This is a genomic window from Streptomyces sp. NPDC058371 (assembly GCF_042723265.1).
Taxonomy (GTDB): domain Bacteria; phylum Actinomycetota; class Actinomycetes; order Streptomycetales; family Streptomycetaceae; genus Streptomyces.
Genome location: NZ_JBHXJC010000006.1, coordinates 122,356 through 146,152, shown reverse-complemented (window position 1 = coordinate 146,152; position 23,797 = coordinate 122,356). Strand labels below are relative to the sequence as shown.

24 protein-coding genes and 1 riboswitch are annotated in these 23,797 nt (G+C 70.3%); of the genes, 21 read left to right on the top strand and 3 right to left on the bottom strand.

Annotated elements, in window-relative coordinates:
• Positions 1-2 precede the first annotated feature (2 nt).
• The 11 genes from lepB (ACFWM2_RS20280) (at position 3) to ACFWM2_RS20230 (ending at position 9,493) form a co-directional block, all read left to right on the top strand.
• Positions 3-719 (top strand): signal peptidase I, encoded by a 717-nt coding sequence (gene lepB / locus ACFWM2_RS20280; protein ID WP_383281451.1) that lies wholly within the window; start codon positions 3-5, stop codon positions 717-719.
• Complete coding sequence (gene lepB / locus ACFWM2_RS20275) at positions 712-1,788, top strand: signal peptidase I (protein ID WP_383281448.1); 1,077 nt, start codon at positions 712-714, stop codon at positions 1,786-1,788. The genes lepB (ACFWM2_RS20280) and lepB (ACFWM2_RS20275) overlap by 8 nt, the downstream gene beginning before the upstream one ends.
• Positions 1,676-2,641: a signal peptidase I gene (gene lepB, locus ACFWM2_RS20270; protein ID WP_383281445.1), complete on the top strand. Its 966-nt coding sequence runs from the start codon at positions 1,676-1,678 to the stop codon at positions 2,639-2,641. Before lepB (ACFWM2_RS20275) ends, lepB (ACFWM2_RS20270) begins: the two co-directional genes overlap by 113 nt.
• An 80-nt stretch (positions 2,642-2,721) precedes the next feature.
• Complete coding sequence (lepB, locus tag ACFWM2_RS20265; RefSeq protein ID WP_383281442.1) at positions 2,722-3,465, top strand: signal peptidase I; 744 nt, start codon at positions 2,722-2,724, stop codon at positions 3,463-3,465.
• Positions 3,455-3,982 (top strand): NUDIX hydrolase, encoded by a 528-nt coding sequence (locus ACFWM2_RS20260; protein WP_383281439.1) that lies wholly within the window; start codon positions 3,455-3,457, stop codon positions 3,980-3,982. Before lepB (ACFWM2_RS20265) ends, ACFWM2_RS20260 begins: the two co-directional genes overlap by 11 nt.
• A 55-nt stretch (positions 3,983-4,037) precedes the next feature.
• Positions 4,038-4,346 (top strand): DUF2469 domain-containing protein, encoded by a 309-nt coding sequence (locus ACFWM2_RS20255; protein ID WP_003965949.1) that lies wholly within the window; start codon positions 4,038-4,040, stop codon positions 4,344-4,346.
• 173 nt (positions 4,347-4,519) lie between these two features.
• Positions 4,520-4,882, top strand: coding sequence for a YraN family protein (locus tag ACFWM2_RS20250; RefSeq protein WP_383281436.1), 363 nt, complete (start codon positions 4,520-4,522; stop codon positions 4,880-4,882).
• Positions 4,882-6,507, top strand: a complete 1,626-nt coding sequence (locus tag ACFWM2_RS20245; protein ID WP_383281434.1) for a YifB family Mg chelatase-like AAA ATPase — start codon at positions 4,882-4,884, stop codon at positions 6,505-6,507. The genes ACFWM2_RS20250 and ACFWM2_RS20245 overlap by 1 nt, the downstream gene beginning before the upstream one ends.
• Positions 6,504-7,649, top strand: coding sequence for a DNA-processing protein DprA (gene dprA, locus ACFWM2_RS20240; RefSeq protein ID WP_383281431.1), 1,146 nt, complete (start codon positions 6,504-6,506; stop codon positions 7,647-7,649). Before ACFWM2_RS20245 ends, dprA begins: the two co-directional genes overlap by 4 nt.
• A gap of 271 nt (positions 7,650-7,920) precedes the next feature.
• Positions 7,921-8,757 carry an RNA polymerase sigma factor WhiG gene (gene whiG, locus ACFWM2_RS20235; protein ID WP_383281428.1) on the top strand — a complete coding sequence of 279 codons (837 nt, stop codon included), beginning with the start codon at positions 7,921-7,923 and terminating at the stop codon, positions 8,755-8,757.
• Positions 8,758-8,935: 178 nt separating this feature from the next.
• Complete coding sequence (locus tag ACFWM2_RS20230; protein ID WP_383281994.1) at positions 8,936-9,493, top strand: TetR/AcrR family transcriptional regulator; 558 nt, start codon at positions 8,936-8,938, stop codon at positions 9,491-9,493.
• 154 nt (positions 9,494-9,647) lie between these two features.
• Here the strand turns inward: ACFWM2_RS20230 and ACFWM2_RS20225 are convergent, their stop codons facing one another.
• Positions 9,648-10,202 (bottom strand): murein hydrolase activator EnvC family protein, encoded by a 555-nt coding sequence (locus ACFWM2_RS20225; RefSeq protein ID WP_383281425.1) that lies wholly within the window; start codon positions 10,200-10,202, stop codon positions 9,648-9,650.
• Between the two features lie 529 nt (positions 10,203-10,731).
• Here ACFWM2_RS20225 and rpsB point away from each other — a divergent pair.
• The 10 genes from rpsB to ACFWM2_RS20175 all read left to right on the top strand — a co-directional run bounded on the left by rpsB (position 10,732) and on the right by ACFWM2_RS20175 (position 21,598).
• Positions 10,732-11,691, top strand: a complete 960-nt coding sequence (rpsB, locus tag ACFWM2_RS20220; protein WP_383281422.1) for a 30S ribosomal protein S2 — start codon at positions 10,732-10,734, stop codon at positions 11,689-11,691.
• Positions 11,692-11,786: 95 nt separating this feature from the next.
• Entirely contained in the window at positions 11,787-12,623 is an 837-nt protein-coding gene (gene tsf, locus ACFWM2_RS20215) for a translation elongation factor Ts (RefSeq protein WP_383281419.1), read from the top strand.
• A gap of 195 nt (positions 12,624-12,818) precedes the next feature.
• Entirely contained in the window at positions 12,819-13,589 is a 771-nt protein-coding gene (pyrH, locus tag ACFWM2_RS20210; protein ID WP_383281416.1) for a UMP kinase, read from the top strand.
• A 169-nt stretch (positions 13,590-13,758) separates the two neighbouring features.
• Positions 13,759-14,316, top strand: coding sequence for a ribosome recycling factor (gene frr / locus ACFWM2_RS20205; protein WP_093780078.1), 558 nt, complete (start codon positions 13,759-13,761; stop codon positions 14,314-14,316).
• Positions 14,316-15,452: a phosphatidate cytidylyltransferase gene (locus tag ACFWM2_RS20200; protein ID WP_383281413.1), complete on the top strand. Its 1,137-nt coding sequence runs from the start codon at positions 14,316-14,318 to the stop codon at positions 15,450-15,452. The genes frr and ACFWM2_RS20200 overlap by 1 nt, the downstream gene beginning before the upstream one ends.
• 112 nt (positions 15,453-15,564) lie before the next feature.
• Positions 15,565-16,671 carry a 23S rRNA (adenine(2503)-C(2))-methyltransferase RlmN gene (gene rlmN / locus ACFWM2_RS20195; RefSeq protein ID WP_383281411.1) on the top strand — a complete coding sequence of 369 codons (1,107 nt, stop codon included), beginning with the start codon at positions 15,565-15,567 and terminating at the stop codon, positions 16,669-16,671.
• 84 nt (positions 16,672-16,755) lie between these two features.
• A riboswitch (TPP riboswitch) is annotated at positions 16,756-16,861 on the top strand.
• Between the two features lie 79 nt (positions 16,862-16,940).
• Entirely contained in the window at positions 16,941-18,023 is a 1,083-nt protein-coding gene (locus tag ACFWM2_RS20190; RefSeq protein ID WP_383281408.1) for a thiamine ABC transporter substrate binding subunit, read from the top strand.
• Positions 17,999-19,729, top strand: a complete 1,731-nt coding sequence (locus tag ACFWM2_RS20185; RefSeq protein WP_383281405.1) for an ABC transporter permease — start codon at positions 17,999-18,001, stop codon at positions 19,727-19,729. Before ACFWM2_RS20190 ends, ACFWM2_RS20185 begins: the two co-directional genes overlap by 25 nt.
• The gene (locus tag ACFWM2_RS20180) at positions 19,729-20,790 is read left to right on the top strand and encodes an ABC transporter ATP-binding protein (RefSeq protein WP_383281402.1); all 1,062 of its coding nucleotides are present in this window, start codon (positions 19,729-19,731) and stop codon (positions 20,788-20,790) included. Before ACFWM2_RS20185 ends, ACFWM2_RS20180 begins: the two co-directional genes overlap by 1 nt.
• 10 nt (positions 20,791-20,800) lie before the next feature.
• Positions 20,801-21,598 carry a maleylpyruvate isomerase family mycothiol-dependent enzyme gene (locus ACFWM2_RS20175; RefSeq protein WP_383281400.1) on the top strand — a complete coding sequence of 266 codons (798 nt, stop codon included), beginning with the start codon at positions 20,801-20,803 and terminating at the stop codon, positions 21,596-21,598.
• A 79-nt stretch (positions 21,599-21,677) separates the two neighbouring features.
• Here the strand turns inward: ACFWM2_RS20175 and ACFWM2_RS20170 are convergent, their stop codons facing one another.
• Together ACFWM2_RS20170 and ACFWM2_RS20165 are read right to left on the bottom strand one after the other, a co-directional pair.
• Positions 21,678-22,328: an LAETG motif-containing sortase-dependent surface protein gene (locus tag ACFWM2_RS20170; RefSeq protein ID WP_383281398.1), complete on the bottom strand. Its 651-nt coding sequence runs from the start codon at positions 22,326-22,328 to the stop codon at positions 21,678-21,680.
• 177 nt (positions 22,329-22,505) lie between these two features.
• A complete protein-coding gene (locus tag ACFWM2_RS20165; RefSeq protein ID WP_383281991.1) occupies positions 22,506-23,651 on the bottom strand; it encodes an LOG family protein in 1,146 nt (381 codons plus the stop codon).
• Positions 23,652-23,797 lie beyond the last annotated feature (146 nt).

Sequence of the window (23,797 nt, the reverse complement as noted above, 5' to 3'; positions counted from 1 at the left end):
CGATGGACACCGAAGCACAGCACGTGGAGCGCGACCGCTCTTCCCACCCCGACCGGTCCGAGGAGATCTCGGACACAGGGGGACGGGAGGGACGGTCGCGTTTTGCGTTGGTGGACCGGATCGCCGACTGGCTTCCCGGTGGCCGGATCACCCTCACCCTGCTGATCTGCCTGCTGTTTCTGCTGCTGTTCAGCACCTACGTGATGCAGCCGTTCCAAATTCCCAGCAGTTCCATGGAGCAGGGATTGAGGATCGGGGACCGCGTTCTCGTAAATAAGTTGGCGTACCGTTTTGGTGCTGAGCCGCAGCGGGGCGATGTCGTCGTGTTCGACGGCACCGGGTACTTCGGCGACGCCGACTACATCAAACGCGTCGTCGGTGTGGGCGGGGACCACGTGGTCTGCTGCGACGAGGAGGGGAGGGTGGCGGTGAACGGCCGGTCGGTCGACGAGTCGGCGTTTGTGTATCCGGGGGACAGCCCCTCCGACGCGCCCTTCGACGTCGTCGTGCCCGACGGCAGCCTCTTCCTTCTCGGCGACCACCGCGGGAAGTCCAGCGACTCCCGTGACCATCTGGGCTCACCGGGCGGCGGCATGATCCCGGTCGGCGACGTGATCGGCAGGGCCGACTGGATCGCCTGGCCCGCCGGCCACTGGACCCGGCTGGAGCGCCCCGGTGCCTACGCGCGCGTGCCCGCGGCGGACGGTGCCCATGGGTAACCGCGGCAGACCGCGTGGGGTCCCCAGCACGCCCGCCGACAACCTGCTGCCCACCGGGTCCCGGCGGGCCGGCGGCGCCGCCCGTCCCGGCCGGGCGGAACGGCGCAGACTCGCCCGCAAGGTCAAGCGCCGCAGGCGTCGCTCCGCGATCAAGGAGTTCCCTCTCCTCATAGGCGTCGCGGTCCTCATAGCCCTGGTCCTGAAGACCTTCCTGGTGCAGGCCTTCGTGATCCCGTCGGGCTCCATGGAGAACACGATCCAGATCGGCGACCGCGTCCTCGTCGACAAGTTCACGCCCTGGTTCGGCTCCAAGCCCCAGCGGGGAGACGTCGTCGTCTTCAAGGACCCCGGCGGCTGGCTGACGGCGGAGGAGACCACCAAGAAGAACGACCCCGTCGTCGTCAAGCAGGTCAAGGAAGGGCTCACCTTCATCGGCCTGTTGCCCTCCGCCGACGACAAGGATCTGATCAAACGGGTCGTCGCGATCGGCGGCGACACGGTCAAGTGCTGCGACGCGCAAGGCCGGATGACCGTCAACGGCATGCCCCTGAACGAGCCGTACATCCACCCGGGCAACAAACCCTCGGCGTTCGACTTCGAGGTGACCGTGCCCCAGGGCCGTCTCTGGGTCATGGGCGACCACCGGGCCAACTCCGCCGACTCCCGCTACCACCGCACCGAGAAATACGGCGGCACCGTCTCCGAGAAGTCCGTCGTCGGCCGCGCCGAGGTCATCGCCTGGCCCGTCGGTCACTGGACCCACCTCAAGGAGCCGGACACGTTTGCGTCCGTCCCGACTGCGTCGACCACCGCTCTCGGTGTGTCGCATAGGGTGGCCTCCGCGGATCGATACGGATTGATCCCGCTCCCGAGCCCTGCGGAACTCCCGCTCGTTATGGGAGTGGTGGGCCTGCGCCGAATGCGGCGCGGGCGGCGGCACGGAGTGAGGAGTGGATGTGGGGGACTTGGCGGTCGGCGCACGATCCGGACACGAAGGACCGGAAGAGCGACCGGAGCGGCCCGACGACGCGGCTTCCCCGGCAGACGGCGTCGCAGGCTCCGGGAGTGAGTCCGGAGGCGACAGCGGTACGCGCGAGCGCACCGAGCAGGACGGCAGGCCGGGCGGTCCCACGTCCGCACCCAGGAAGCAGCGCTCCTTCTGGAAGGAACTGCCCCTCCTGATCGGCATCGCGCTGGTGCTGGCGCTGCTGATCAAGACCTTCCTGGTGCAGGCGTTCTCGATTCCCTCGGACTCGATGCAGAACACCCTTCAGCAGGGCGACCGGGTCCTGGTCGACAAGCTCACCCCGTGGTTCGGCTCCGAGCCCGAGCGCGGTGAGGTCGTGGTCTTCCATGACCCCGACCAGTGGCTGGCGGGCGAGCCCACCCCGAACCCGAACGCCGTGCAGAAGGCCCTGAGCTGGATCGGCCTGATGCCTTCGGCCGAGGAGAAGGACCTGATCAAGCGGGTCATCGGGGTCGGTGGCGACACGATCGAGTGCAACGGCACGGGCCCGCTGACGGTCAACGGCAAGGCACTGAACGAGCAGGCGTACGTCTACGCCGGGAACACCCCGTGCAGCAACGACGACCAGGGCGGCCAGTTCAAGGTCACGGTACCCAAGGGCAAAATCTGGGTCATGGGCGACCACCGGCAGAACTCGCTGGACTCCCGTTACCACCAGCAGGACAAGTACCAGGGCTTCGTTCCGGTCGGCAATGTCGTGGGCCGCGCCATCGTGATCGCCTGGCCGCCCACCCGCTGGGACACGCTGCCGGTTCCCGACACCTTCGACCAGAACCTCAGCGCGGCCGCTCCGGGCGCCCTCGGACTCGCGGGCGCCGTGCCGCTGGTGCTCTGGCGCCGGCGTCGCGTCACCGTCGAGAACGCCAGGGTTTCTGGGCGGGGTACCGCCGGGTAGGGTGCCGTCCCAGATCGCCGATCTTCCGCGGCCCGCACCTCGGGCCGCGCGATCGATTCTCCGAGCTGGGGAGCACTGGGATGAGCAGGACGACAGACCGTACGGGCGAGGGCCACGGACGGCTCGGCAGCACGCTGTCTGGGCTGGCCGTGGCCCTCGGCTGTGTGCTCTTCCTGGGCGGCTTCGTCTGGGGTGCGATCGTCTACCAGCCCTACACCGTGCCGACCGAGTCCATGACGCCGACCATCGGCGCCGGTGACCGGGTCCTGGCGCAGCGCGTGGACGGCGGTGACGTCGAGCGCGGTGACGTCGTCGTCTTCAAGGAGCAGGCCTGGGGCGACATGCCCATGGTCAAGCGGGTCGTGGCCGTCGGCGGCGACACCGTCGCCTGCTGCACCGACGACAAGCTGACCGTCAACGGCAAGAAGATCGACGAACCGTATCTCCCCAAGGGCCAGGCCGCCGAGTCGAAGAAGATACCGACGATCAAGGTCCCTGACGGCCGGCTGTTCGTGCTCGGTGACGAGCGCAGCGGCTCCCTGGACTCCACGGCCCACCTCACCGAGGCCGGCAGCGGCACGGTGCCGCGCAGCGCGGTGAAGGGGCGCGTGGACGCCGTGGTCTGGCCGATGGACGGCATACTGGCCCGCCCCACGGGCTTCGAGGCACTCGGCGGGATCTCGTCCCCCGGCCCGCTGCGGCTGGTCGTCGCGGCGGTGGTGGCCGGCGCGGTCCTCGTCCTCGGTGGTGCCGCCTACGGCCCGATCGCCAAGCGCGCGGGACGGCGTGGCCGCCCCAGGACGGAACTGGCCGGTGCCCGCTGAGACGTCGCCCGACGGACCGCATGACAGTTACCCGGGCGGACTGCGCAAGGTGGCCCGGGTGGTGCTGCTCGACCCGCAGGAGCGCATCCTGCTGCTGCACGGGCATGAGCCGGACGATCCCGCGGACGACTGGTGGTTCACGCCCGGCGGCGGTCTGGAGGGCGACGAGACGCGCGAGGAGGCCGCTCTGCGGGAACTCGCCGAGGAGACCGGCATCACCGAGGTCCGGCTGGGCCCGGTGCTGTGGCAGCGGACGTGTTCGTTCCCGTTCGCGGGACGCCGCTGGGACCAGGACGAGTGGTACTTCCTGGCTCGTACGACCCAGACGGCCACGGCGGCCCTTGGGCTGACGGAGCTGGAACGGCGCAGCGTCGCCGGAGCGCGCTGGTGGACGTGCCAGGAACTGACCGAGGCACATGAGACGGTGTATCCGACCAGACTCGCCGAGCTGCTGCGCAGGCTGCTCGACGAGGGTCCCCCGGCCAGGCCCGAGATCCTCGACACCGAAATCGTCTAGGGGCTCGCGGGGCTGGCGCACAATAGGGGGACGCACGGCTGAAGGGGAACATGCCATGAGCGCCGAGGACCTCGAAAAGTACGAGACCGAGATGGAGCTGAAGCTCTACCGGGAGTACCGCGATGTCGTCGGTCTGTTCAAATATGTGATCGAGACCGAACGGCGCTTCTACCTCACCAATGACTACGAGATGCAGGTGCACTCGGTCCAGGGCGAGGTGTTCTTTGAGGTATCCATGGCGGATGCCTGGGTGTGGGACATGTACCGGCCTGCTCGCTTTGTGAAGCAGGTACGGGTTCTCACATTCAAGGATGTGAATATCGAGGAGCTGAACAAGAGCGACCTCGAGCTGCCGGGCGGCTGAAGCGTGGCCTGATCCGGGGCTGCTTTTCGGGGTTGATCCGGGCGTGATCCGGGGTTGATCGGGGTGCGGCCGCTCGTGTGGGTGACGGAGTTGTCCACAATCGAGCGGCCGTCCACCAAGATCCAATAGCCGGTGGCAGTGGCCTCAGTGTTGGCGCCGGAGGTGGTGCCGACATGAACGCACGAGGTGCACTCGGCAAGTACGGCGAGGACTTGGCCGCGCGGCGGCTGGACCAGGCCGGTATGACGATCCTGGCGCGCAACTGGCGCGCGGGCAGGACCGGCGAGATCGACATCGTGGCCCGGGACGGCGACGCGCTGGTCGTCTGCGAGGTCAAGACCCGCAGGGCCGGAGATTTCGAACACCCGATGGCTGCCGTGACCCCGGTGAAGGCCGAGCGGCTGCGCGGCCTGGCCGAGCGCTGGCTTCAGGAACACGGCGGCGCACCACCCGGCGGCGTGCGGATCGACCTGGTGGGCGTCCTGCTCCCCGACCGCGGCGCACCCGTCGTGGAGCACGCGCGGGGGGTGGCCTGATGGGATTCGCACGTACGTGTTCGGTGGCCCTGGTCGGCGTCGAAGGTGTCGTCGTCGAGGTCCAGGCCGACCTCGAACCGGGCGTCGCGGCCTTCACCCTGGTCGGCCTCCCGGACAAGAGCCTGACGGAGAGCCGGGACCGGGTGCGGGCGGCGGTGGTCAACTCGGGCGCCGAGTGGCCCCAGAAGAAGCTGACGGTCGGCCTGAGCCCGGCGTCCGTCCCGAAGGGCGGTTCGGGGTTCGACCTCGCCGTCGCCTGTGCCGTTCTGGGTGCCGCGGAGCGGATCGATCCCCGGGTGCTGGCGGACATCGTGATGATCGGCGAGCTGGGCCTCGACGGCCGGGTGCGGCCGGTGCGGGGCGTCCTGCCGGCGGTCCTCGCCGCCGCGGACGCGGGATACGTGCAGGTGGTGGTGCCGGAGTGCGCGGCCGCCGAGGCGTCGCTGGTCCCCGGGGTGTCCGTGCTCGGCGTCCGCAGTCTGCGCCAGCTCATCGCCGTACTCACCGACGAGCCGGTGCCCGAGGAGGAGCCTGACGAGCAGGGCCGGCCGGATCCGCTGCTGGCGGGACTGCGCGTACCGGGGACGGGGGAGGCCACCGGCCTGTGCGGCATCGCCGTGCCGGAGCACGACCAGGGGCACGACCTCGCCGACGTGGTCGGCCAGATCTCGGCGCGCACGGCGATGGAGGTCGCCGCCACCGGCGGCCACCACGTCTTTCTGCAGGGCCCGCCCGGCGCCGGCAAGACGATGCTCGCCGAGCGGATGCCATCGATCCTGCCGCTGCTCGGCAGGCAGGAGTCCCTTGAGGTCACGGCGATCCACTCGGTCGCGGGCCTGCTGCCACCGGGCAGGCCCATGGTGGACGTCCCGCCCTACTGCGCGCCCCACCACTCCGCCACGATGCAGTCGCTCGTCGGCGGCGGCAAAGGGCTGGCCAGGCCGGGCGCGGTCTCCCTGTCGCACAGAGGCGTGCTCTTTCTGGACGAGGCGCCGGAGTTCAGCGGCTTCGCGCTCGACGCCCTGCGACAGCCCCTGGAGGCGGGGCATGTGGTGATCGCCCGCAGCTCGGGCGTGGTGCGCTTTCCGGCGAAGTTCCTGATGGTGCTCGCGGCCAACCCCTGCCCCTGCGGACGCCTCAGCATGGGGGGCGACTTCTGCGAGTGCCCGCCGTCCGCCATCCGCCGCTATCAGTCCCGGCTCTCAGGGCCGCTGCTCGACCGGGTCGATCTGCGCGTCGAGGTCGAACCGGTCACGCGCGCCGAGCTGACGGCGCGCGACGCCCGGGGCGAGTCCACGCGGACCGTCGCCGACCGGGTGCGGACCGCCCGGGAGCGCTCGGCCGCACGCCTGGCCGGGACCCCCTGGCACACCAACAGCGAGGTGCCGGGGCGTGAGCTGCGCAAACGGTGGCAGGCCGTGCCGGGCGCGATGGACGAGGCCGAGCGGGGGCTGGAGCGCGGTGTGCTGACCGCGCGCGGCCTGGACCGGGTGCTGCGCGTGGCGTGGACCGTCGCCGATCTGTCGGGGCACGACCGGCCCGACGCCGGGGACGTGGCCCTGGCGCTCCAGCTGCGCACCGGTGTTCCGCGGGGCGTGCCCATGAGCATCGGTTCGCGGTCATGACGGACGACGAGCGGCTCGCCCGGGTCGCGCTCGCCCGCGTCGTCGAACCGGGTGACGAGGTGGGCGGCAGGTGGGTGCGCGAGTTCGGTGCGGTTGAGGTGGCCCGGCGGCTGATGACGGGCGGGGAGCAGCTGCCGGGGGTGTCGTCCACGCGATGGGAAGGGCTGCTGGGGCGCGCCGCCCGGGCACGGCCCGAGCAGGATCTGGCGCAGGCACGGGACGCCGGGGTGAGGTACGTGTGCCCGGGCGACGGCGAGTGGCCCGCGCAGCTGGACGATCTCGGCGACGGCCGGCCCCTGGGGTTGTGGGTGCGCGGCCGGCCCAGTCTGCGGATGTGGGCCTTGCGGTCCGTCGCGGTCGTGGGCGCCCGGGCCTGCACCGCGTACGGGGCCCATATGGCGGCCACGCTCGGCGCGGGCCTGGCCGAGCGGGGGTGGGTGGTGGTGTCCGGCGGGGCCTACGGGGTGGACGGGGCCGCACACCGGGGAGTGCTCGGGGCGGGCGGTGCCACCGTCGCCGTACTCGCCTGCGGCGTGGACCGTCCCTACCCGCGCGGACACACCCAGTTGATCACCAGAATCGCGGAACAGGGGCTGGTGGTGGGGGAGTTGCCGCCGGGCGATCACCCGACACCGAGCAGGTTCATCCTCCGGAACAGGGTCATCGCGGCCCTCACCCGGGGGACGGTCGTCATCGAGGCGGCGTATCGGAGCGGTGCGCTGGTCACGGCCCGTGCGGCGCAGCGGCTCGGCCGCTTCACCATGGGTGTGCCGGGCCCCGCCACCAGCGGACTCTCGGCGGGGGTGCACGAACTCCTGCGTGCGGACGCGGTCCTGGTCTCCGATGCCGCGGAAGTCGTCGAGCTGATCGGCGACATGGGCGAGCTGGCCCCCGACCGCCGCGGACCGGTGCTGCCGCGCGACCTGCTGGAGCCGGGAGCCGCTCGGGTGCTGGCCGCGCTGCCGGGCCGAGGGACGGCGTCCGCGGACCGGATCGCTCGGGGCGCGGGGACGACGGAGGACGACGCGGTCGGGAGACTGTACGAACTCCGAGCACTTGGCTTCGTCGAACGACACGGCGACGGCTGGAAGTTGACACGCCAGGCGATGATCTCCGTTCACGGAGGTCACGGTCAGTGTTGACCGAGCGTGTTCGGCCGTCCGGGCTAACCCCGACACCCTTGGCAATTCCCGCAGTTGGCGCCTGGCGGTGGTCACACAGGGCGACCGCCGGGCGTCCGGGAGGCGTCCCGCGGACGGCATTCGCGTGAGGGTGATCCGCCGCCCTTCGCTCACTGCGACAGCTTAGTCACGCTACGCTCACGTGGATTCCGACGCAGACAGGCATCTCGGTATCAGACCGACAGCTCACCCAGGCATCCCCAGTTCACGGCAGAACGGCACTAGGCGACGAATGCCCCAGCACACCTCCGGGTCTGACCGGGCGGCAGCTCCCCCTGCTGCCCGCGGCAGCGTGCGGCCGCCCGCTCCCTCGACGCTCGACGAGCTGTGGCGGTCGTACAAGGCGACGGGGGACGAGCGGCTGCGCGAGCAGCTGATCCTGCACTACTCACCGTTGGTGAAGTACGTCGCGGGGCGCGTCAGCGTGGGGCTGCCGGCCAACGTGGAGCAGGCGGACTTCGTCTCGTCGGGGGTGTTCGGGCTGATCGACGCGATCGAGAAGTTCGACATCGGGCGTGAGATCAAGTTCGAGACCTATGCGATCACGCGGATCCGGGGCGCGATGATCGACGAGCTGCGGGCGCTGGACTGGATCCCGCGCTCGGTGCGGCAGAAGGCACGCAACGTCGAGCGGGCGTACGCCACGCTGGAGGCCCGGCTCAGACGTACGCCGTCGGAGGGCGAGGTGGCCGCGGAGATGGGCATCGCGGTCGAGGAACTCCACGCGGTGTTCAGCCAGTTGTCGCTGGCGAACGTGGTCGCCCTGGAGGAGCTGCTGCACGTCGGGGGTGAGGGCGGCGACCGGCTGAGCCTCATGGACACCCTTGAGGACACCGCGGCCGACAACCCCGTGGAGGTCGCCGAGGACCGGGAGCTGCGGCGGTTCCTGGCGCGGGCGATCAACACGCTGCCCGACCGGGAGAAGACCGTGGTCACGCTCTACTACTACGAGGGACTCACGCTCGCCGAGATCGGAAACGTGCTCGGGGTGACCGAGAGCCGGGTGAGCCAGATCCATACGAAGTCCGTGCTCCAGCTGCGCGCGAAGCTGGCGAGCTTCGGCCGCTGACCCGTTACGCGGTCGGGCCCGCTGAATCGTCCCTGCCCGGGAGCGGCGGGCACCGGTTGTGCTGGGGGTCCCAGGCTCGGTTGGGGGGACGCGGGCTCGAGCCGGTGGGCCGAGACGCTCCCGTCGGCGGCGGTCCGTCCGTAAAGTGGTTGACGTGCCAAGGATTCGAGCGGCCTCAGTGGCCGAGCACCGGTCGATGCAGCGAGCCGCCCTGTTGGACGCGGCACGGTCCCTGTTGTCCGAGGGCGGGACGGAAGCGCTGACCTTCCCGGCCCTCGCCGAGCGGACGGGCCTGGCGCGGTCGTCCGTCTATGAGTACTTCCGGTCCCGGGCCGCCGTCGTCGAAGAGCTCTGCGAGGCGGACTTCCCGGTCTGGGCGGCGGAGGTCTCCGCGGCGATGGAGCAGGCCGGCACGGCTGAGGGCAAGGTCGAGGCCTATGTCCGGCAGCAGTTGGCCCTGGTGGGGGACCGGCGGCACCGCGCCGTGGTCGCGATCTCCGCGAGCGAGCTCGACGCCGGGGCCCGCGAGAAGATCCGCGCGGCGCACGGCGGGCTCGTCGCGATGATCGTCGAGGCGCTCGGGGAGATGGGCCACGGCGAGCCGAGGCTGGCCGCGATGCTGCTCCAGGGTGTTGTCGACGCCGCGGTGCGCCGTATCGAGCTGGGTGCGGCGGAGGATCCGACCGCGATCACGGATGCCGCCGTCGCCATGGCGCTGCGGGGCGTCCGGGGCTGAGCCCCGCCCCCGTCTATACGCGGACGCCGAACACGGGCAGGGGCTGAGCCGCGCCCCCGTCTATACGCGGACGCCGAACACGGGCAGGGGTTGAGCCGCGCCCCCGTCTATACGCGGACGCCGAACACGGGCAGGGGCTGAGCCGCGCCCCCGTCTATACGCGGACGCCGAACACGGGCAGCAGTCGGGACGGCCCCCTGTGCAGCAGCCAAGGGGGCAGCAGCAACAGCGGGTCCAGGTAGAGGTCGGCTCTCAGCAGGCCCCAGTGCAGGCAGGCCTCCGGACAGTGCGTGCCCGTCGCTTCGACGACGCCCAGGGCATCGCCCGCCGCCACCTCGTCGCCCTTCTTCACCGAGGGGAGGACCGGCTCGTAGGTCGTCCGCAGGGGTGGGTCGCCGGTGCCCGAGAGTTCCACCGAGACGACCCCTCGTCCCGCGACCCGGCCCGCGAAGGAGACCCGGCCCGGGGCGACCGCCCGTACCGGGGTGCCGGGGGCGGCCGCCAGGTCGACGCCCCGGTGACCACGGCCGTACGCCGTCGCCGGGGGTTCCCAGCCGCGCAGGACCAAGGGACGTACGCCCACGGGCCAGGTGCGGCCGATGGCCGGAACCGATGCGTCGGCCGATGGCGGTGCCGGTGCTCCCGGAGGCCCCGGCGGACTCGGTCCTTCCGGCGGACCCGGTGTTCCTGGAGGCCTCGGCGGACTCACTGATCCCGGCGATCCCGGCGATCCCGGCGATCCCGGCGTTCCAGGGGTTCCTGGAGGTCGTGGCGGGCCTGGCGGTCCAGGCGGTCCGGGCGGGGCCGGACCCGCTTCGGGCGGTGGTGGGCCGGCCGCTCCGGGCGCGGATCCTCCGTCCGCTCGGGCGAGGCCGGCCGGGGGCAGTGCCCCGAGTGCCGTCGCCGTCAGACACAGCAGCACCACCGGCCACGTACACACGGATCGTTTCGCTCGCATACGAGAACCGTCCCGCAGTGGAGCGGATCATGGCCGGGATCTGTGGAGTACTCGTCGGTTGTGGACAGCGGCGTCACCCGGTGCCTCGCGGGTCCCGTACACTTCTTGTGGCGATCCGGGTCACCGGGTCGACTTCGCACGCCCCGGCAGCAGGCCCTCGTCTCCGACGAAAGCCGTTGTCAGCGCCCCTCGGTCCTTCGTGGCAAGGCGCATCGCGGGCGTCAGGCGCGAGTGCCGTCCGGCACGCGCGGCACAACCGAGAAACTCAAGGAGAACGGCCATGGCCGTCGTCACGATGCGGGAGCTGCTGGAAAGCGGCGTCCACTTCGGTCACCAGACCCGTCGTTGGAACCCGAAGATGAAGCGCTTCATCTTCACGGAGCGCAACGGCATCTACATCATCGACCTGCTCCAGTCGCTGTCGTACATCGACCGCGCCTACGAGTTCGTCAAGGAGACCGTCGCCCACGGCGGCACGGTCATGTTCGTCGGCACGAAGAAGCAGGCGCAGGAGGCCATCGCGGAGCAGGCCACCCGCGTCGGCATGCCTTACGTCAACCAGCGCTGGCTGGGCGGCATGCTCACCAACTTCTCGACCGTCTACAAGCGTCTGCAGCGCCTCAAGGAGCTCGAGCAGATCGACTTCGAGGACGTCGCCGCGTCGGGTCTCACCAAGAAGGAGCTTCTCGTGCTGTCGCGCGAGAAGGCCAAGCTGGAGAAGACCCTCGGTGGTATCCGCGAGATGTCCAAGGTGCCCAGCGCCGTCTGGATCGTGGACACCAAGAAGGAGCACATCGCGGTCGGTGAGGCCCGGAAGCTCCACATTCCGGTCGTCGCCATCCTCGACACCAACTGTGACCCCGACGAGGTCGACTACAAGATCCCGGGCAACGACGACGCGATCCGCTCCGTCACCCTGCTCACCCGCGTGATCGCCGACGCCGTCGCCGAGGGCCTCATCTCCCGTTCCGGCGCCGGCAAGGCCGCCGAGGGTGACAAGGCCGCGGGCGAGCCGCTGGCCGCGTGGGAGCGCGACCTGCTCGAGGGTGAGAAGAAGGCCGACGAGCCCGAGGTCCAGACCTCCGCCGAGACGGAGAAGGTCGCCGACGCCGAGCAGGCCGACGAGGCCGCTGTCGCTGAGGCCCCGGCCGAGGTCGCTGCCGAGGCCCCCGCTGCCGAGGCCCCTGCTGCTGAGGCCCCCGCCGCCGAGGCCCCGGCCGCGGACGCCGAGCAGGCCTGAACCGTCACCCTTTCGGGTTGAGAACGGCGGGGGCTCACAAGGCCCCCGCCGTTCGTCCCGTAGATCTTCAGACTTCGAGAGAGATTCCAGGAATCATGGCGAACTACACCGCCGCCGACGTCAAGAAGCTCCGTGAGCTCACCGGCGCCGGCATGATGGACTGCAAGAAGGCACTGGACGAGGCCGACGGCGATGTCGACAAGGCTGTCGAGGCGCTGCGCATCAAGGGCCAGAAGGGCGTCGCCAAGCGCGAGGGCCGCTCCGCCGAGAACGGCGCCGTGGTCTCGATCATCGCCGACGACAACACCTCCGGTGTCCTGGTCGAGCTGAAGTGCGAGACGGACTTCGTCGCCAAGAGCGAGAAGTTCCAGGTCGTCGCCAACCAGATCGCCGAGCACGCCGCCAAGTCCTCCCCCGCCGACATCCAGGCGCTGCTCGCGTCCGAGATCGAGGCCGGCAAGACGGTCCAGGCGTTCGTCGACGAGGCCAACGCGAACCTGGGCGAGAAGATCGTCCTGGACCGCTTCGCCCAGTTCTCCGGCGCCTACGTCACCGCGTACATGCACCGCACCATGCCCGACCTGCCCCCGCAGATCGGTGTTCTGGTCGAGCTGGACAAGGCCGACGCCGGCCTTGCGAAGGGCATCGCGCAGCACATCGCCGCCTTCGCGCCGAAGTACCTCTCCCGTGAGGACGTCCCGGCCGAGGTCGTCGAGTCCGAGCGTCGCGTCGCCGAGGAGACCACCCGCGCCGAGGGCAAGCCCGAGGCCGCGCTCCCGAAGATCGTCGAGGGTCGCGTCAACGGCTTCTTCAAGGAGGCCACTCTCCTCGGTCAGCCGTACGCGCTCGACAACAAGAAGTCCGTCCAGAAGGTCCTGGACGAGGCCGGTGTCACCCTGAAGCGCTTCACGCGCATCAAGGTCGGCATCTGAGTCCGTACCGCGATCGACGCGCGACCCCGCTAGGGTCGACAGCAGTCGTCTGTGTCGGTCGCACAGACCGGCACGCGCGCGTGTGTGACGGACGACAGCAGATCTGACGAGGAGGCCATTGCCGCGTATGGGAGCCAACACCCACCGGCAATGGCCTTCTTCGTATGTGCGACACGTAAAAGAGGCGAGAGCTCGATGACCACCACCCAGGCCGACAACGGCGAGAAGAGCGAAGACGGCAAAGGCGCGGGACGCTTTCTGCTGAAGCTTTCCGGCGAGGCGTTCGCCGGCGGCGGCGGACTGGGCGTCGACCCCGATGTGGTGCACAAGATCGCCCGCGAGATCGCGTCCGTCGTACGGGGCGGCGCGCAGATCGCCGTCGTCATCGGCGGCGGCAACTTCTTCCGCGGTGCCGAACTGCAGCAGCGCGGCATGGACCGGGCCCGTTCCGACTACATGGGCATGCTCGGCACGGTCATGAACTGCCTGGCCCTCCAGGACTTCCTGGAGAAGGAGGGCATCGACAGCCGCGTGCAGACCGCGATCACCATGGGACAGGTCGCCGAGCCCTACATCCCGCTGCGCGCCGTGCGTCACCTGGAGAAGGGCCGCGTGGTCATCTTCGGCGCCGGTATGGGCATGCCGTACTTCTCCACCGACACCACCGCCGCCCAGCGCGCCCTGGAGATCGACGCCGCGGCGCTGCTCATGGGCAAGAACGGGGTGGACGGTGTCTATGACTCCGACCCGAAGACCAACCCCGGGGCCGTCAAGTTCGACTCGCTCAGCTATGGAGAGGTCATCACTCGCGACCTCAAGGTCGCCGACATGACCGCCATCACGCTGTGCCGGGACAACAAGCTCCCCATCCTGGTCTTCGAGCTCCTGGCGGAGGGCAATATCGCTCGGGCCGTCAAGGGTGAGAAGATCGGCACACTCGTGGGTGACCAGGACAGCCGGGCCTGACCGGGGACGCACCCTGACGGGGACTCACCCCGCCGGGGACGGACCCTGACCGGGGGATGGACAATGTCCTGCCGGTCCGCAACCGTGCAGGAACAAGACGCGACGCAGCCGGCCGCCGACCCCGACGAGGAACAGCTGCCGGGCCTACTCAGAGACGCAGGAGCAAGTGGTGATCGAAGAGACCCTCCTCGAAGCCGAGGAGAAGATGGAGAAGGCCGTCGTGGTCGCCAAGGAGGACTTCGCCGCGATCCGCACCGGTCGTGCGCACCCGGCGATGTTCAACAAGATCGTGGCCGACTACTACGGCGCACTGACGCCGATCAACCAGCTGGCCTCGTTCTCGGTGCCGGAGCCGCGCATGGCGGTGGTGACCCCGTTCGACAAGAGCGCGCTGCGCAACATCGAGCAGGCGATTCGCGACTCGGACCTGGGTGTCAACCCCAGCAACGACGGCAACATCATCCGTGTGACGTTCCCGGAGCTGACCCAGGACCGCCGCAAGGAGTACATCAAGGTCGCCAAGACCAAGGCCGAGGACTCCAAGATCTCGATCCGTTCCATCCGCCGCAAGGCCAAGGAGACGATCGACAAGCTCGTCAAGGACGGCGAGGTCGGCGAGGACGAGGGCCGTCGTGCGGAGAAGGAGCTCGACGACACCACGGCGAAGTACGTCGCCCAGGTGGACGAGCTCCTCAAGCACAAGGAAGCGGAGCTTCTCGAGGTCTGATGAACGACTCTTCCTGGGGGGCGCCGCCACAAGCCGGGTACTGGGGGCCTTCCGACCAGGGGCCTGTCCAGGGGGCTGCCCCGGCGGGTCCCGCGTACGATGCGCATGACGCCCAGCAGACTCGCCCCATGCCCATCGTGCCCGACGTACCCGCACACGGCGGAGACCAGGATGACGACCGGGGGGCCGCTCGGCTGAGTGGCCCCTTGTTCCGCGACGACACACCGCAGACGGCGCCCTACGGGACGCCGTCGCACAACCAGCCAAGTCCGCAGGAGCCCATGCCCAGCGCCCACCAGCCAGTACCCGCGCCGCAGAAGAAGAGTGCGGGCCGGGACCTGGGTGCGGCCATAGGGGTGGGCGTCGGGCTCGGTGCGGTGATCATCGCGTCGTTGTTCATCGTCAAAGCCGTGTTCGTCGGCGTGATCGTCGTCGCCGTGGTCGTGGGGCTGTGGGAGCTCACCTCACGGCTCGAGGAGCGCAAGGGCATCAAGGCGCCCCTCGTACCGCTGGCGATCGGCGGCGCGGCGATGGTCGTCGCCGGTTACGTCAGGGGCGCCGAGGGTGCGTGGGTGGCGATGGCGCTCACCGCGCTGGCCGTCCTGGTCTGGCGGATGACCGAACCGCCCGAGGGCTACCTCAAGGACGTCACCGCCGGGGTTTTCGCGGCCTTCTACGTGCCGTTCCTGGCGACGTTCGTGGCGATGATGCTCACGGCCGACGACGGTCCGCGGCGCGTCCTGACGTTCCTGCTCCTGACGGTCGTCAGCGACACCGGCGCGTACGCCGTCGGCTGGCGCTTCGGCAAGCACAAACTGGCGCCGCGCATCAGCCCCGGCAAGACCCGCGAGGGCCTGGTCGGAGCGGTCACCTTCGCGATGGCCGCGGGTGCGCTGTGCATGCAGTTCCTGATCGACGACGGCAGCTGGTGGCAGGGTCTGCTCATCGGGTTCGCGGTGGCCGCCAGCGCCACGCTCGGTGACCTCGGCGAGTCCATGATCAAGCGGGACCTGGGCATCAAGGACATGGGCACGCTGCTGCCGGGGCACGGCGGCATCATGGACCGGCTGGACTCGCTCCTGCCGACGGCACCCGTGGTGTGGCTGCTCCTGGTGATCTTCGTGGGCTCCGGCTGACCACTGCGCCCTGACCTTGTTGTACGTCGCTGACCTGCAGTTCTTGAGTGAGAGGCTCGCTGTCCACAGGGCGGCGGGCCTCTCTTCATATGTCTGCGACACTGGTAGAGCTATGCCTAAGCCCGGAGAACTCACTTTCGTCGCCCCCCGCGGAGCCAAGAAGCCGCCGCGGCACCTTGCCGATCTCACGCCCGCCGAGCGTAAAGAGGCGGTTGCCGCGATCGGTGAGAAGCCGTTTCGCGCCAAGCAGCTCTCGCAGCACTACTTCGCGCGGTACGCGCACGACCCGGAGCAGTGGACGGACATCCCGGCCGCCTCGCGCGGGAAGCTGCAGGAAGCGCTGCTGCCCGAGCTGATGTCCGTCGTCCGGCACATCAGCTGTGACGACGACACCACCCGCAAGACCCTGTGGCGGCTCTTCGACGGCACGCTCGTCGAATCCGTGCTGATGCGGTACCCGGACCGGGTCACCATGTGCATCAGCTCGCAGGCCGGCTGTGGGATGAACTGCCCGTTCTGCGCCACCGGACAGGCCGGGCTGGACCGGAATCTGTCCACCGGCGAGATCGTGCACCAGATCGTGGACGGCATGCGCGCCCTGCGGGACGGCGAGATTCCCGGTGGCCCGGCGCGGCTGAGCAACATCGTCTTCATGGGCATGGGCGAGCCGCTCGCCAACTACAAGCGGGTCGTGGGCTCGATCCGGGCGCTCACCGACCCCGAGCCGGACGGTCTGGGGCTCTCGCAGCGCGGAATCACCGTGTCGACCGTGGGCCTGGTGCCCGCGATCCACCGGTTCTCCGACGAGGGCTTCAAGTGCCGCCTCGCCATCTCCCTGCACGCGCCGGACGACGAGCTGCGCGACACCCTCGTCCCCGTGAACACGCGGTGGAAGGTGCGCGAGGTGCTGGACGCCGGCTGGGAGTACGCGGCCAAGTCGGGGCGCCGGCTGTCCATCGAGTACGCCCTCATCCGTGACATCAACGACCAGGCGTGGCGTGGTGACCGGCTCGGACGGCTGCTCAAGGGCAAGCCCGTGCACGTGAACCTGATCCCGCTGAACCCGACGCCCGGCTCCAAGTGGACCGCCTCGCGGCCCGAGGACGAGAAGGCGTTCGTCGAGGCCATCGCGGCCCACGGCGTGCCGGTCACCGTCCGGGACACCCGCGGCCAGGAGATCGACGGGGCCTGCGGGCAGCTGGCGGCGGCGGAGCGCTAGGACCCGGCTGCCCGGTGTCACCGGGGAGCCACCAGCCGCGTTCCGGCGAGGGAGCGGTAGTCTGACTGGCGTACGTACATCTTCATATTCCGACAGGGGAGCGCCACAGCGCTGAGAGTGCGGCACAGGCCGCAGACCCTCTGAACCTTGCCCAGGTCATTCTGGGTAGGAAGTTCGGTCGTTACTCAAGCTGTTGCGCCCTGCCCGGGAACTATCAGAGGTTCCCGGGCAGGGCCGCGTCTCTTCCTGGTCATCCCAGGAGGAATTCAGTGAGCACCACCAAGAGGTTGACGGCAGCGGTCGTCGCCACCGGTCTCGGGCTCGTCACGCTCTCCGCGTGCGGCTCGTCCGACGACAACGCCGGCTCCGGGTCCAAGACCGTGACCCTCGTCAGCCATGACTCCTTCGCCGCCTCGAAGAGCGTGCTCAAGGCGTTCGAGAAGGAGTCCGGGTACAAGGTCAGGGTCCTCAAGGACGGCGACGCCGGGCAGGCCGTCAACAAGGCCATCCTCACCAAGGACAACCCGCAGGGCGACGTCTTCTTCGGCGTCGACAACACACTGCTGTCCCGCGCGCTCGACAACGGACTCTTCCAGCCGTACGCGGCCAAGGGCCTGTCCGCCGTCGCCGCGGACGTCCAGCTCGACAAGGCCGAGCACCGCGTCACACCCATCGACTCCGGTGACATCTGCGTCAACTACGACAAGCAGTACTTCGCCGACCACAAGCTGGCCCCGCCGCAGTCCTTCGACGACCTGGTGAAGCCCGCGTACAAGAACCTGCTCGTCACGGAGAACGCCTCGACGTCGTCGCCGGGCCTCGGCTTCCTGCTCGGCAGCGCGGCGCGGTACGGCGACACCGGCTGGCAGGACTACTGGAAGAAGCTCAAGGCCAACGGCGTGAAGGTCGTGGACGGCTGGGAGCAGGCCTACAACGACGAGTTCTCCGGTTCGGCCGGTGGCAAGAAGGCGAAGGCCGACCGCCCACTGGTCGTCTCGTACGCCTCGTCGCCGCCCGCCGAGGTCATCTACGCCGATCCGCGGCCCAAGACCGCGCCGACCGGCGTCGCCACCGGCACCTGTTTCCGGCAGATCGAGTTCGCGGGCCTGCTGAGCAACGCGAAGAACGCCAAGGGCGGCAAGGCGCTGCTGGACTTCCTGATCACCAAGAAGTTCCAGCAGGACATGCCGCTGAACATGTTCGTGTACCCGGTGGTCGAGGGCGCCCGGGTCCCGGCCGAGTTCACCGAGTTCGGGCCGGCCGCCAAGAACCCCGAGACGCTCGCCCCCGGCACCATCGCCGACCACCGTGACCAGTGGGTCAAGTCGTGGACCTCACTCGTACTGAAGTAGCGCCCCGGCCGCCCGGGAAGTCCCGGAAACAGGGGGAGCCCGGGGCGTCCCGGGCGCGCAGGGGGCTCTCCCGCGGCGGCGCGGCGCGGCTCGGACTGATGGCGCTGCCCGTCGCGTTCTTCGCGGCCTTCTTCGCGTACCCGGTGGCGGCGATCGTCGGCCGCGGGCTCAAGGCCGACGGGGTCTGGCGGTTCGGGCGGATCGGCGAGGTGCTCGCCCAGTCCGACATCCGGCACGTCCTGTGGTTCACCACCTGGCAGGCGTGCGCGTCGACCGCGCTCACGCTGCTGATCGCGCTCCCCGGCGCGTATGTCTTCGCGCGCTTCGAGTTCCGGGGCAAGCAGGTGCTGCGGGCGGTGGTCACCGTCCCCTTCGTGCTGCCGACCGTCGTCGTCGGCACCGCATTCCTGGCGCTGGTCGGCCGGGGCGGGCTGCTCGACGAGCTGTGGGGCGTACGGCTGGACACCACTGTCTGGGCGATCCTGCTCGCGCACGTCTTCTTCAACTACGCCGTCGTCGTCCGGACGGTCGGCGGTCTCTGGGCGCAGCTCGACCCGCGTCAGGAGGAGGCCGCGCGGATGCTCGGCGCCTCCCGGTTCGCCGCCTGGCGCAAGGTGACCCTGCCGGCTCTCGGGCCCGCCCTCGCCGCTGCCGCTCTCATGGTCTTCCTCTTCACCTTCACCTCGTTCGGTGTGGTGCAGATCCTCGGCGGCCCCACCTTCTCGACCCTCGAGGTCGAGATCTACCGGCAGACCTCGGAGATCTTCGATCTCTCCACCGCCGCCGTGCTGACCATCGTCCAGTTCGTGGCGGTCGGCGCGATCCTCGCGGTGCACGCCTGGACCGTACGGCGCCGGGAGACCGCCCTGCGTCTGGTGGACGCCTCGATGACCGCGCGCCGGCCGCGTGGGGCCGGGCAGTGGGCGCTGCTCGCCGGGGTCCTCGCGAGCATCGCCGTCCTGCTCGTGCTGCCTCTCGGGGTGCTGGTCCAGCGGTCCCTGGACACCCCCGGCGGTTACGGGTTGGCGTACTACAGAGCGCTCACCTCCGAGGACGGCGGCATCTTCCTGGTGGCGCCGATCGAGGCGATCGGCAACTCGCTCCAGTACGCGTTCGCCGCCACCGCCGTCGCCGTGCTGATCGGCGCTCTCGCGGCCACCGCCCTCACCCGGCGTGCGGGCCGGCTCGTCCGCGGGTTCGACGCGCTGCTGATGCTGCCGCTCGGCGTCTCCGCGGTCACGGTCGGCTTCGGGTTCCTGATCGCCCTGGACGAGCCGCCGCTGGATCTGCGGTCCTCCTGGATCCTGGTGCCGCTCGCGCAGGCACTCGTCGGTGTCCCGTTCGTGGTCCGCACGATGCTGCCCGTCCTGCGCGCGGTGGACGAGCGGTTGCGGGAGGCGGCGACCGTGCTCGGGGCGTCGCCGTGGCGGGTGTGGCGCGAGGTCGATCTGCCGATGGTGCGGCGGGCGCTGCTGATCGCGGCCGGGTTCGCCTTCGCCGTCTCGCTGGGCGAGTTCGGGGCGACCGTCTTCATCGCGCGGCCGGACAATCCGACGCTGCCGGTCGCTGTGGCCCGGCTCCTCGGTCGTGCCGGTGACCTGAACTACGGTCAGGCGATGGCCCTTTCGACGATCTTGATGGTGGTGTGCGCGGTGGCGCTGCTGGTTCTGGAGCGCTTGCGGACCGACCCGACGGGGGAGTTCTGATGACCAGGCTCACGGAGGTGCGGGGTGCCCTGCTCGGCATCGAGGCGGCGACCGTACGGTTCGGCGGGCGGCCCGTGCTCGACGCCGTCGGCCTCGACGTCGCCGAGCACGAGATCGTCTGCGTGCTCGGACCGAGCGGCAGCGGCAAGTCGACACTGCTGCGGGCGGTGGCGGGACTGCAGACGCTCGACGCGGGCCGGGTCCAGCTCGACGGCCGCGATCAGTCGGGGGTGCCCGCGCATCGGCGGGGCGTCGGGCTGATGTTCCAGGACCATCAGCTCTTCCCGCAGCGGGATGTCGGCGGCAACGTCGCCTTCGGGCTGCGGATGCACGGCGTCCCGAAGGGCGAACAGGGCGTACGGGTGAGGGAGTTGCTGGAGCTCGTGGGCCTGCCCGGCGCCGCGTCCAGGGCCGTCGCCTCCCTCTCCGGCGGTGAGCAGCAGCGAGTGGCGCTGGCCCGTGCCCTCGCCCCGCGTCCCCGGCTGCTGATGCTGGACGAGCCGCTGGGCCAGCTCGACCGCTCGCTGCGGGAGCGGCTGGTCGTCGAACTGGGGCAGCTCTTCCGTGAGTTGGGCACGACCGTGCTCGCCGTGACCCATGACCAGGGCGAGGCGTTCGCGCTGGCCGACCGGGTCGTCGTGATGCGCGACGGGCGGATCGCCCAGTCCGGGACGCCCCTTGAGGTCTGGCAGCATCCGGCGGACGAGTTCGTGGCGCGCTTCCTCGGCTTCGACAACGTGGTCGAGGCGACGGTGAGCGGTGAGGTCGCGGACACGCCGTGGGGCAAGGTCCCGGTGTCCGAAGAAGCGCCCCAGGGCCCGGGCACGCTCCTCATCAGGCCCGCCGGAGTACGGCTGGTGGCGCCCGCGGACGGGCTGCGCTGCACGGTGGCGGCCCGCACGTTCCGGGGCACCCATGTCGCCGTACAGCTTCAGCCGGAGGACGCGCCCCCGCTGGAGGCGGCGTGTGCGCTGCGGGACGCACCCGAGCCCGGTGACGAGGTCGGGGTGGAGTTCGACGCAGCCGAAATTGTCGTACTCGGAGCGCCTTCGGCCGCATAAAGTGCGGATCATGACGCTACTCGCACATGACCGCTACTGCGACGCGATCGAGCTGCAGGTACGGCAGTTGAGGGATGTGGTGACCTCCGGGGCGGAGCTGTCCGCCGCCGTGCCGACCTGCCCCGACTGGTCGTTCGAGCGGCTCGTACGGCACACGGGCGGGGCGCTGCGGTGGACCGAGGACCTGGTCCGTACGCGGGCGCAGGAGCAGGTGCCCGAGGCGGCCGTGGCCCTGGCCGGGGGCCCGGAGGCCGAGGGGGATCCCGCCGCCCTGGACGCCTGGCTCGCGGAGACCGGCGAGACGGTCGTCGCCGCGCTGCGGGAGGCGGGACCCGACACCACGGTGTGGGGGTGGGCCGGCACGCCCACCTCCGGCTTCTGGGCCCGGCGGATGACCCACGAGCTGGCGATCCACCGCGCCGACGCGACCCTGGCCGCCGGACTGCCGTACGAGGTCGCGCCCGACGTGGCGGCCGACGCGATCGACGAATGGCTGGACATCGTCGCGTATGTGCAGCGGACGCGGCCGCACGATGCCGCGAAGCAACTGCGCGGTGCCGGCCGCAGCATCCACCTCCATGCCACCGACGGCACGCCCGAGTTGAACGCCGAGTGGGTCGTCGAGCTCACCGAGGAGGGCGTGGACTGGCACCGCGGGCACGAGAAGGCGACGGTGGCGCTGCGCGGTCCGCTGACCGCCCTACTCCTCGCGTTCTACCGCCGGCTGCCGCTGGACGACGAGCGGGTCGAGGTCCTGGGGGAGCGGGAACTGCTGGAGTTCTGGCTGGAGCGGGCCACGTTCGGATAGCCGTGGCGGCGGCCCCGGACAGACGGGTGGCCCGCCCCCGGGGAAGGAGCGGGCCACCCGGTCGTACGGTGTGCGGGCGTCAGCCGGTCTTCGAGGCGCCGCGACGGCGCATTCCGAAGTACACGGCGCCGCCGCCGACGACGACGAACGCGCCGGCGACACCGGCGATCGTGCCGGTGTTGGAGTTCGCACCGGTCTCGGCGAGGTTCGAGTCACCGGCCGCGGGGGACGGCTCGTTGTCCCCGGGAGTGGCCGCGGGAGCGGTGCTGTCCGACTCCGACGGCGTCGCCGAGGGGGTCGCGGAGGAGGACGGGGTCTCCGAAGGCTTCGGCGTCTCCGAGGGCTTCGGGGTCTCCGACGTCTTGCACGCCTCGGACGGGGCGGTCAGGTTCGGCGAGACGTCCTCGTCGACGATGTTCGCGGCCTTGATGTGGATCCGGTACTGGCCCTTCGGGGCCCAGTCCTCGGAGAAGGTGACGGTGGCGCCCTCACGGGTGCCCTTGACCGTGTCGGTGCCGACGAGCTTCTCGTCCGCCCCGTTCGACTCCAGGTAGACCGAGACGGTGGCCAGGACGCCCGAGGCGTCCGTGTCGGTGACGGTGATGGTGCCCTTCCCCTTGTCGTCGCAGGCGGCGACGGCGGAGAAGTCACGGATGTTGCAGGCGAGGGCGTTGCCCGCGACGCCGAGCGCGAGCGCGGCCGTGGCGGAGGCAACACCGAGAATGCGCACGGAACGTGCGGTACGGCGAGATATGGACACGATTGCCCTTCACAGAATGCGCAACTGCGGGGGGTTACGGGGGTTTTGTCGTGGCAACAGGACCCCCAGGAGTCTCACAGGTCTATAAGTGTCACCTAAGGGCTGTCAATGCATATGCCCTGTCGTGTCGTTGACTTTACTTGGTTGTTAACCGCCGAGGCGTTTGAGAACCTCCGGAGCCTGTTCGATCCGGTCCACCAGAGCGATCCGGGACTCCATCGAGCGGTCGCGCGCCAGGGATTGCAGAAGCGGCCAGGTCGGGTGCTTCTCGGTCCAGTGCGCCTCGTCGACGAGAACCATCGGGGTGGGCTCGCCGCGTGATTCGTAGTAGTTGGGGGTGGCGTTGTCGAAAATCTCCTGAATGGTGCCGGCGGCGCCCGGGAGGAAGACGACGCCCGCCGTGCAGCGCGCCAGCAGGCCGTCCTCGCGGGTGGCGTTGGCGAAGTACTTGGCAATGCCCGACGCGAACGCGTTCGGCGGCTCGTGCCCGTAGAACCAGGTCGGGATGCCGATGGAGGTGCCGCCCGCGGGCCAGCGCTCGCGCACCGCGAAGGCGGCACGCGCCCAGTCGGTCACCGACGGCCGGAACGACGGTGCGCCGGCCAGGAGTTGGAGGGCCTCCGCGAGCATCCCGTCGTCGAACGGGGCCGCGTACGCACCGAGGTTCGCGGCCTCCATCGCGCCCGGGCCGCCGCCGGTGGCGACCGTGAAACCGGCACGCGCCAGATCGCGGCCGAGGCGGGCCGCGCCCTCGTACGCCGTAGTGCCGCGCCCCATGGCGTGGCCGCCCATGACGCCCACCACCCGCACACCGGCGAGGAGTTCGTCGAGGGCGTCGGAGACGGCGTCGTCGTGGATCGCGCGCAGCATCGACGCGAAGACGTCACCGTCGGACTTGGTCCGCTGGAACCAGCCGTACGCGCGCGCGTCGGGTGTCGCTTCGTAGCCCGCTTCGAGCGACGCGAAGAGCTCGTCGGGGGAGTACAGGAGCCCGCGGTACGGGTCGAAGGGCAGGCCCGGGACGGGCGGGAAGACCAGCGCGCCCGTGGACCGGACAGCGCCGGCCGCCTCCGGGTCCATGGGGCAGCCGAGGAAGACGGCGCCCGCGGAGTCGACCGAGAGCAGCGTCTTCGTACGGTCCGTCAGGTCGACGGCCTGGACGCGGTAGTGGGCGAGGGAGCCGTGCTCCGCGACGACCTCGTCGAACTCGGCGAGGGACTCGATCTCGCGGTCGTGGGACGCGACGGGGGTCCCTCCCCGGCCGGGCGAGGCGGCGGACTCGGGAGCGGGTATCGGCTGCACGCGCCCATGCTAGGCGTGCCGCGCGGGGGGGGGGGGGGGGGACCCCTGTGTCCGGTGCGCCCCGCCCGGGCCGGGCGCTGATGGCGCACGGAGAGGTCCGTGCAGGGCGTTCACCGGCCGAACTGACGGTGCTGCAC

Bases quoted from the DNA above. Each gene is read 5' to 3' on its own strand.
- lepB (WP_383281451.1), top strand. From the start codon at position 3: ATGGACACCGAAGCACAGCACGTGGAGCGCGACCGCTCTTCCCACCCC.
- lepB (WP_383281448.1), top strand. From the start codon at position 712: ATGGGTAACCGCGGCAGACCGCGTGGGGTCCCCAGCACGCCCGCCGAC.
- lepB (WP_383281442.1), top strand. From the start codon at position 2,722: ATGAGCAGGACGACAGACCGTACGGGCGAGGGCCACGGACGGCTCGGC.
- ACFWM2_RS20255 (WP_003965949.1), top strand. From the start codon at position 4,038: ATGAGCGCCGAGGACCTCGAAAAGTACGAGACCGAGATGGAGCTGAAG.
- ACFWM2_RS20250 (WP_383281436.1), top strand. From the start codon at position 4,520: ATGAACGCACGAGGTGCACTCGGCAAGTACGGCGAGGACTTGGCCGCG.
- ACFWM2_RS20245 (WP_383281434.1), top strand. From the start codon at position 4,882: ATGGGATTCGCACGTACGTGTTCGGTGGCCCTGGTCGGCGTCGAAGGT.
- dprA (WP_383281431.1), top strand. From the start codon at position 6,504: ATGACGGACGACGAGCGGCTCGCCCGGGTCGCGCTCGCCCGCGTCGTC.
- whiG (WP_383281428.1), top strand. From the start codon at position 7,921: ATGCCCCAGCACACCTCCGGGTCTGACCGGGCGGCAGCTCCCCCTGCT.
- rpsB (WP_383281422.1), top strand. From the start codon at position 10,732: ATGGCCGTCGTCACGATGCGGGAGCTGCTGGAAAGCGGCGTCCACTTC.
- tsf (WP_383281419.1), top strand. From the start codon at position 11,787: ATGGCGAACTACACCGCCGCCGACGTCAAGAAGCTCCGTGAGCTCACC.
- pyrH (WP_383281416.1), top strand. From the start codon at position 12,819: ATGACCACCACCCAGGCCGACAACGGCGAGAAGAGCGAAGACGGCAAA.
- ACFWM2_RS20200 (WP_383281413.1), top strand. From the start codon at position 14,316: ATGAACGACTCTTCCTGGGGGGCGCCGCCACAAGCCGGGTACTGGGGG.
- rlmN (WP_383281411.1), top strand. From the start codon at position 15,565: ATGCCTAAGCCCGGAGAACTCACTTTCGTCGCCCCCCGCGGAGCCAAG.
- ACFWM2_RS20180 (WP_383281402.1), top strand. From the start codon at position 19,729: ATGACCAGGCTCACGGAGGTGCGGGGTGCCCTGCTCGGCATCGAGGCG.
- ACFWM2_RS20175 (WP_383281400.1), top strand. From the start codon at position 20,801: ATGACGCTACTCGCACATGACCGCTACTGCGACGCGATCGAGCTGCAG.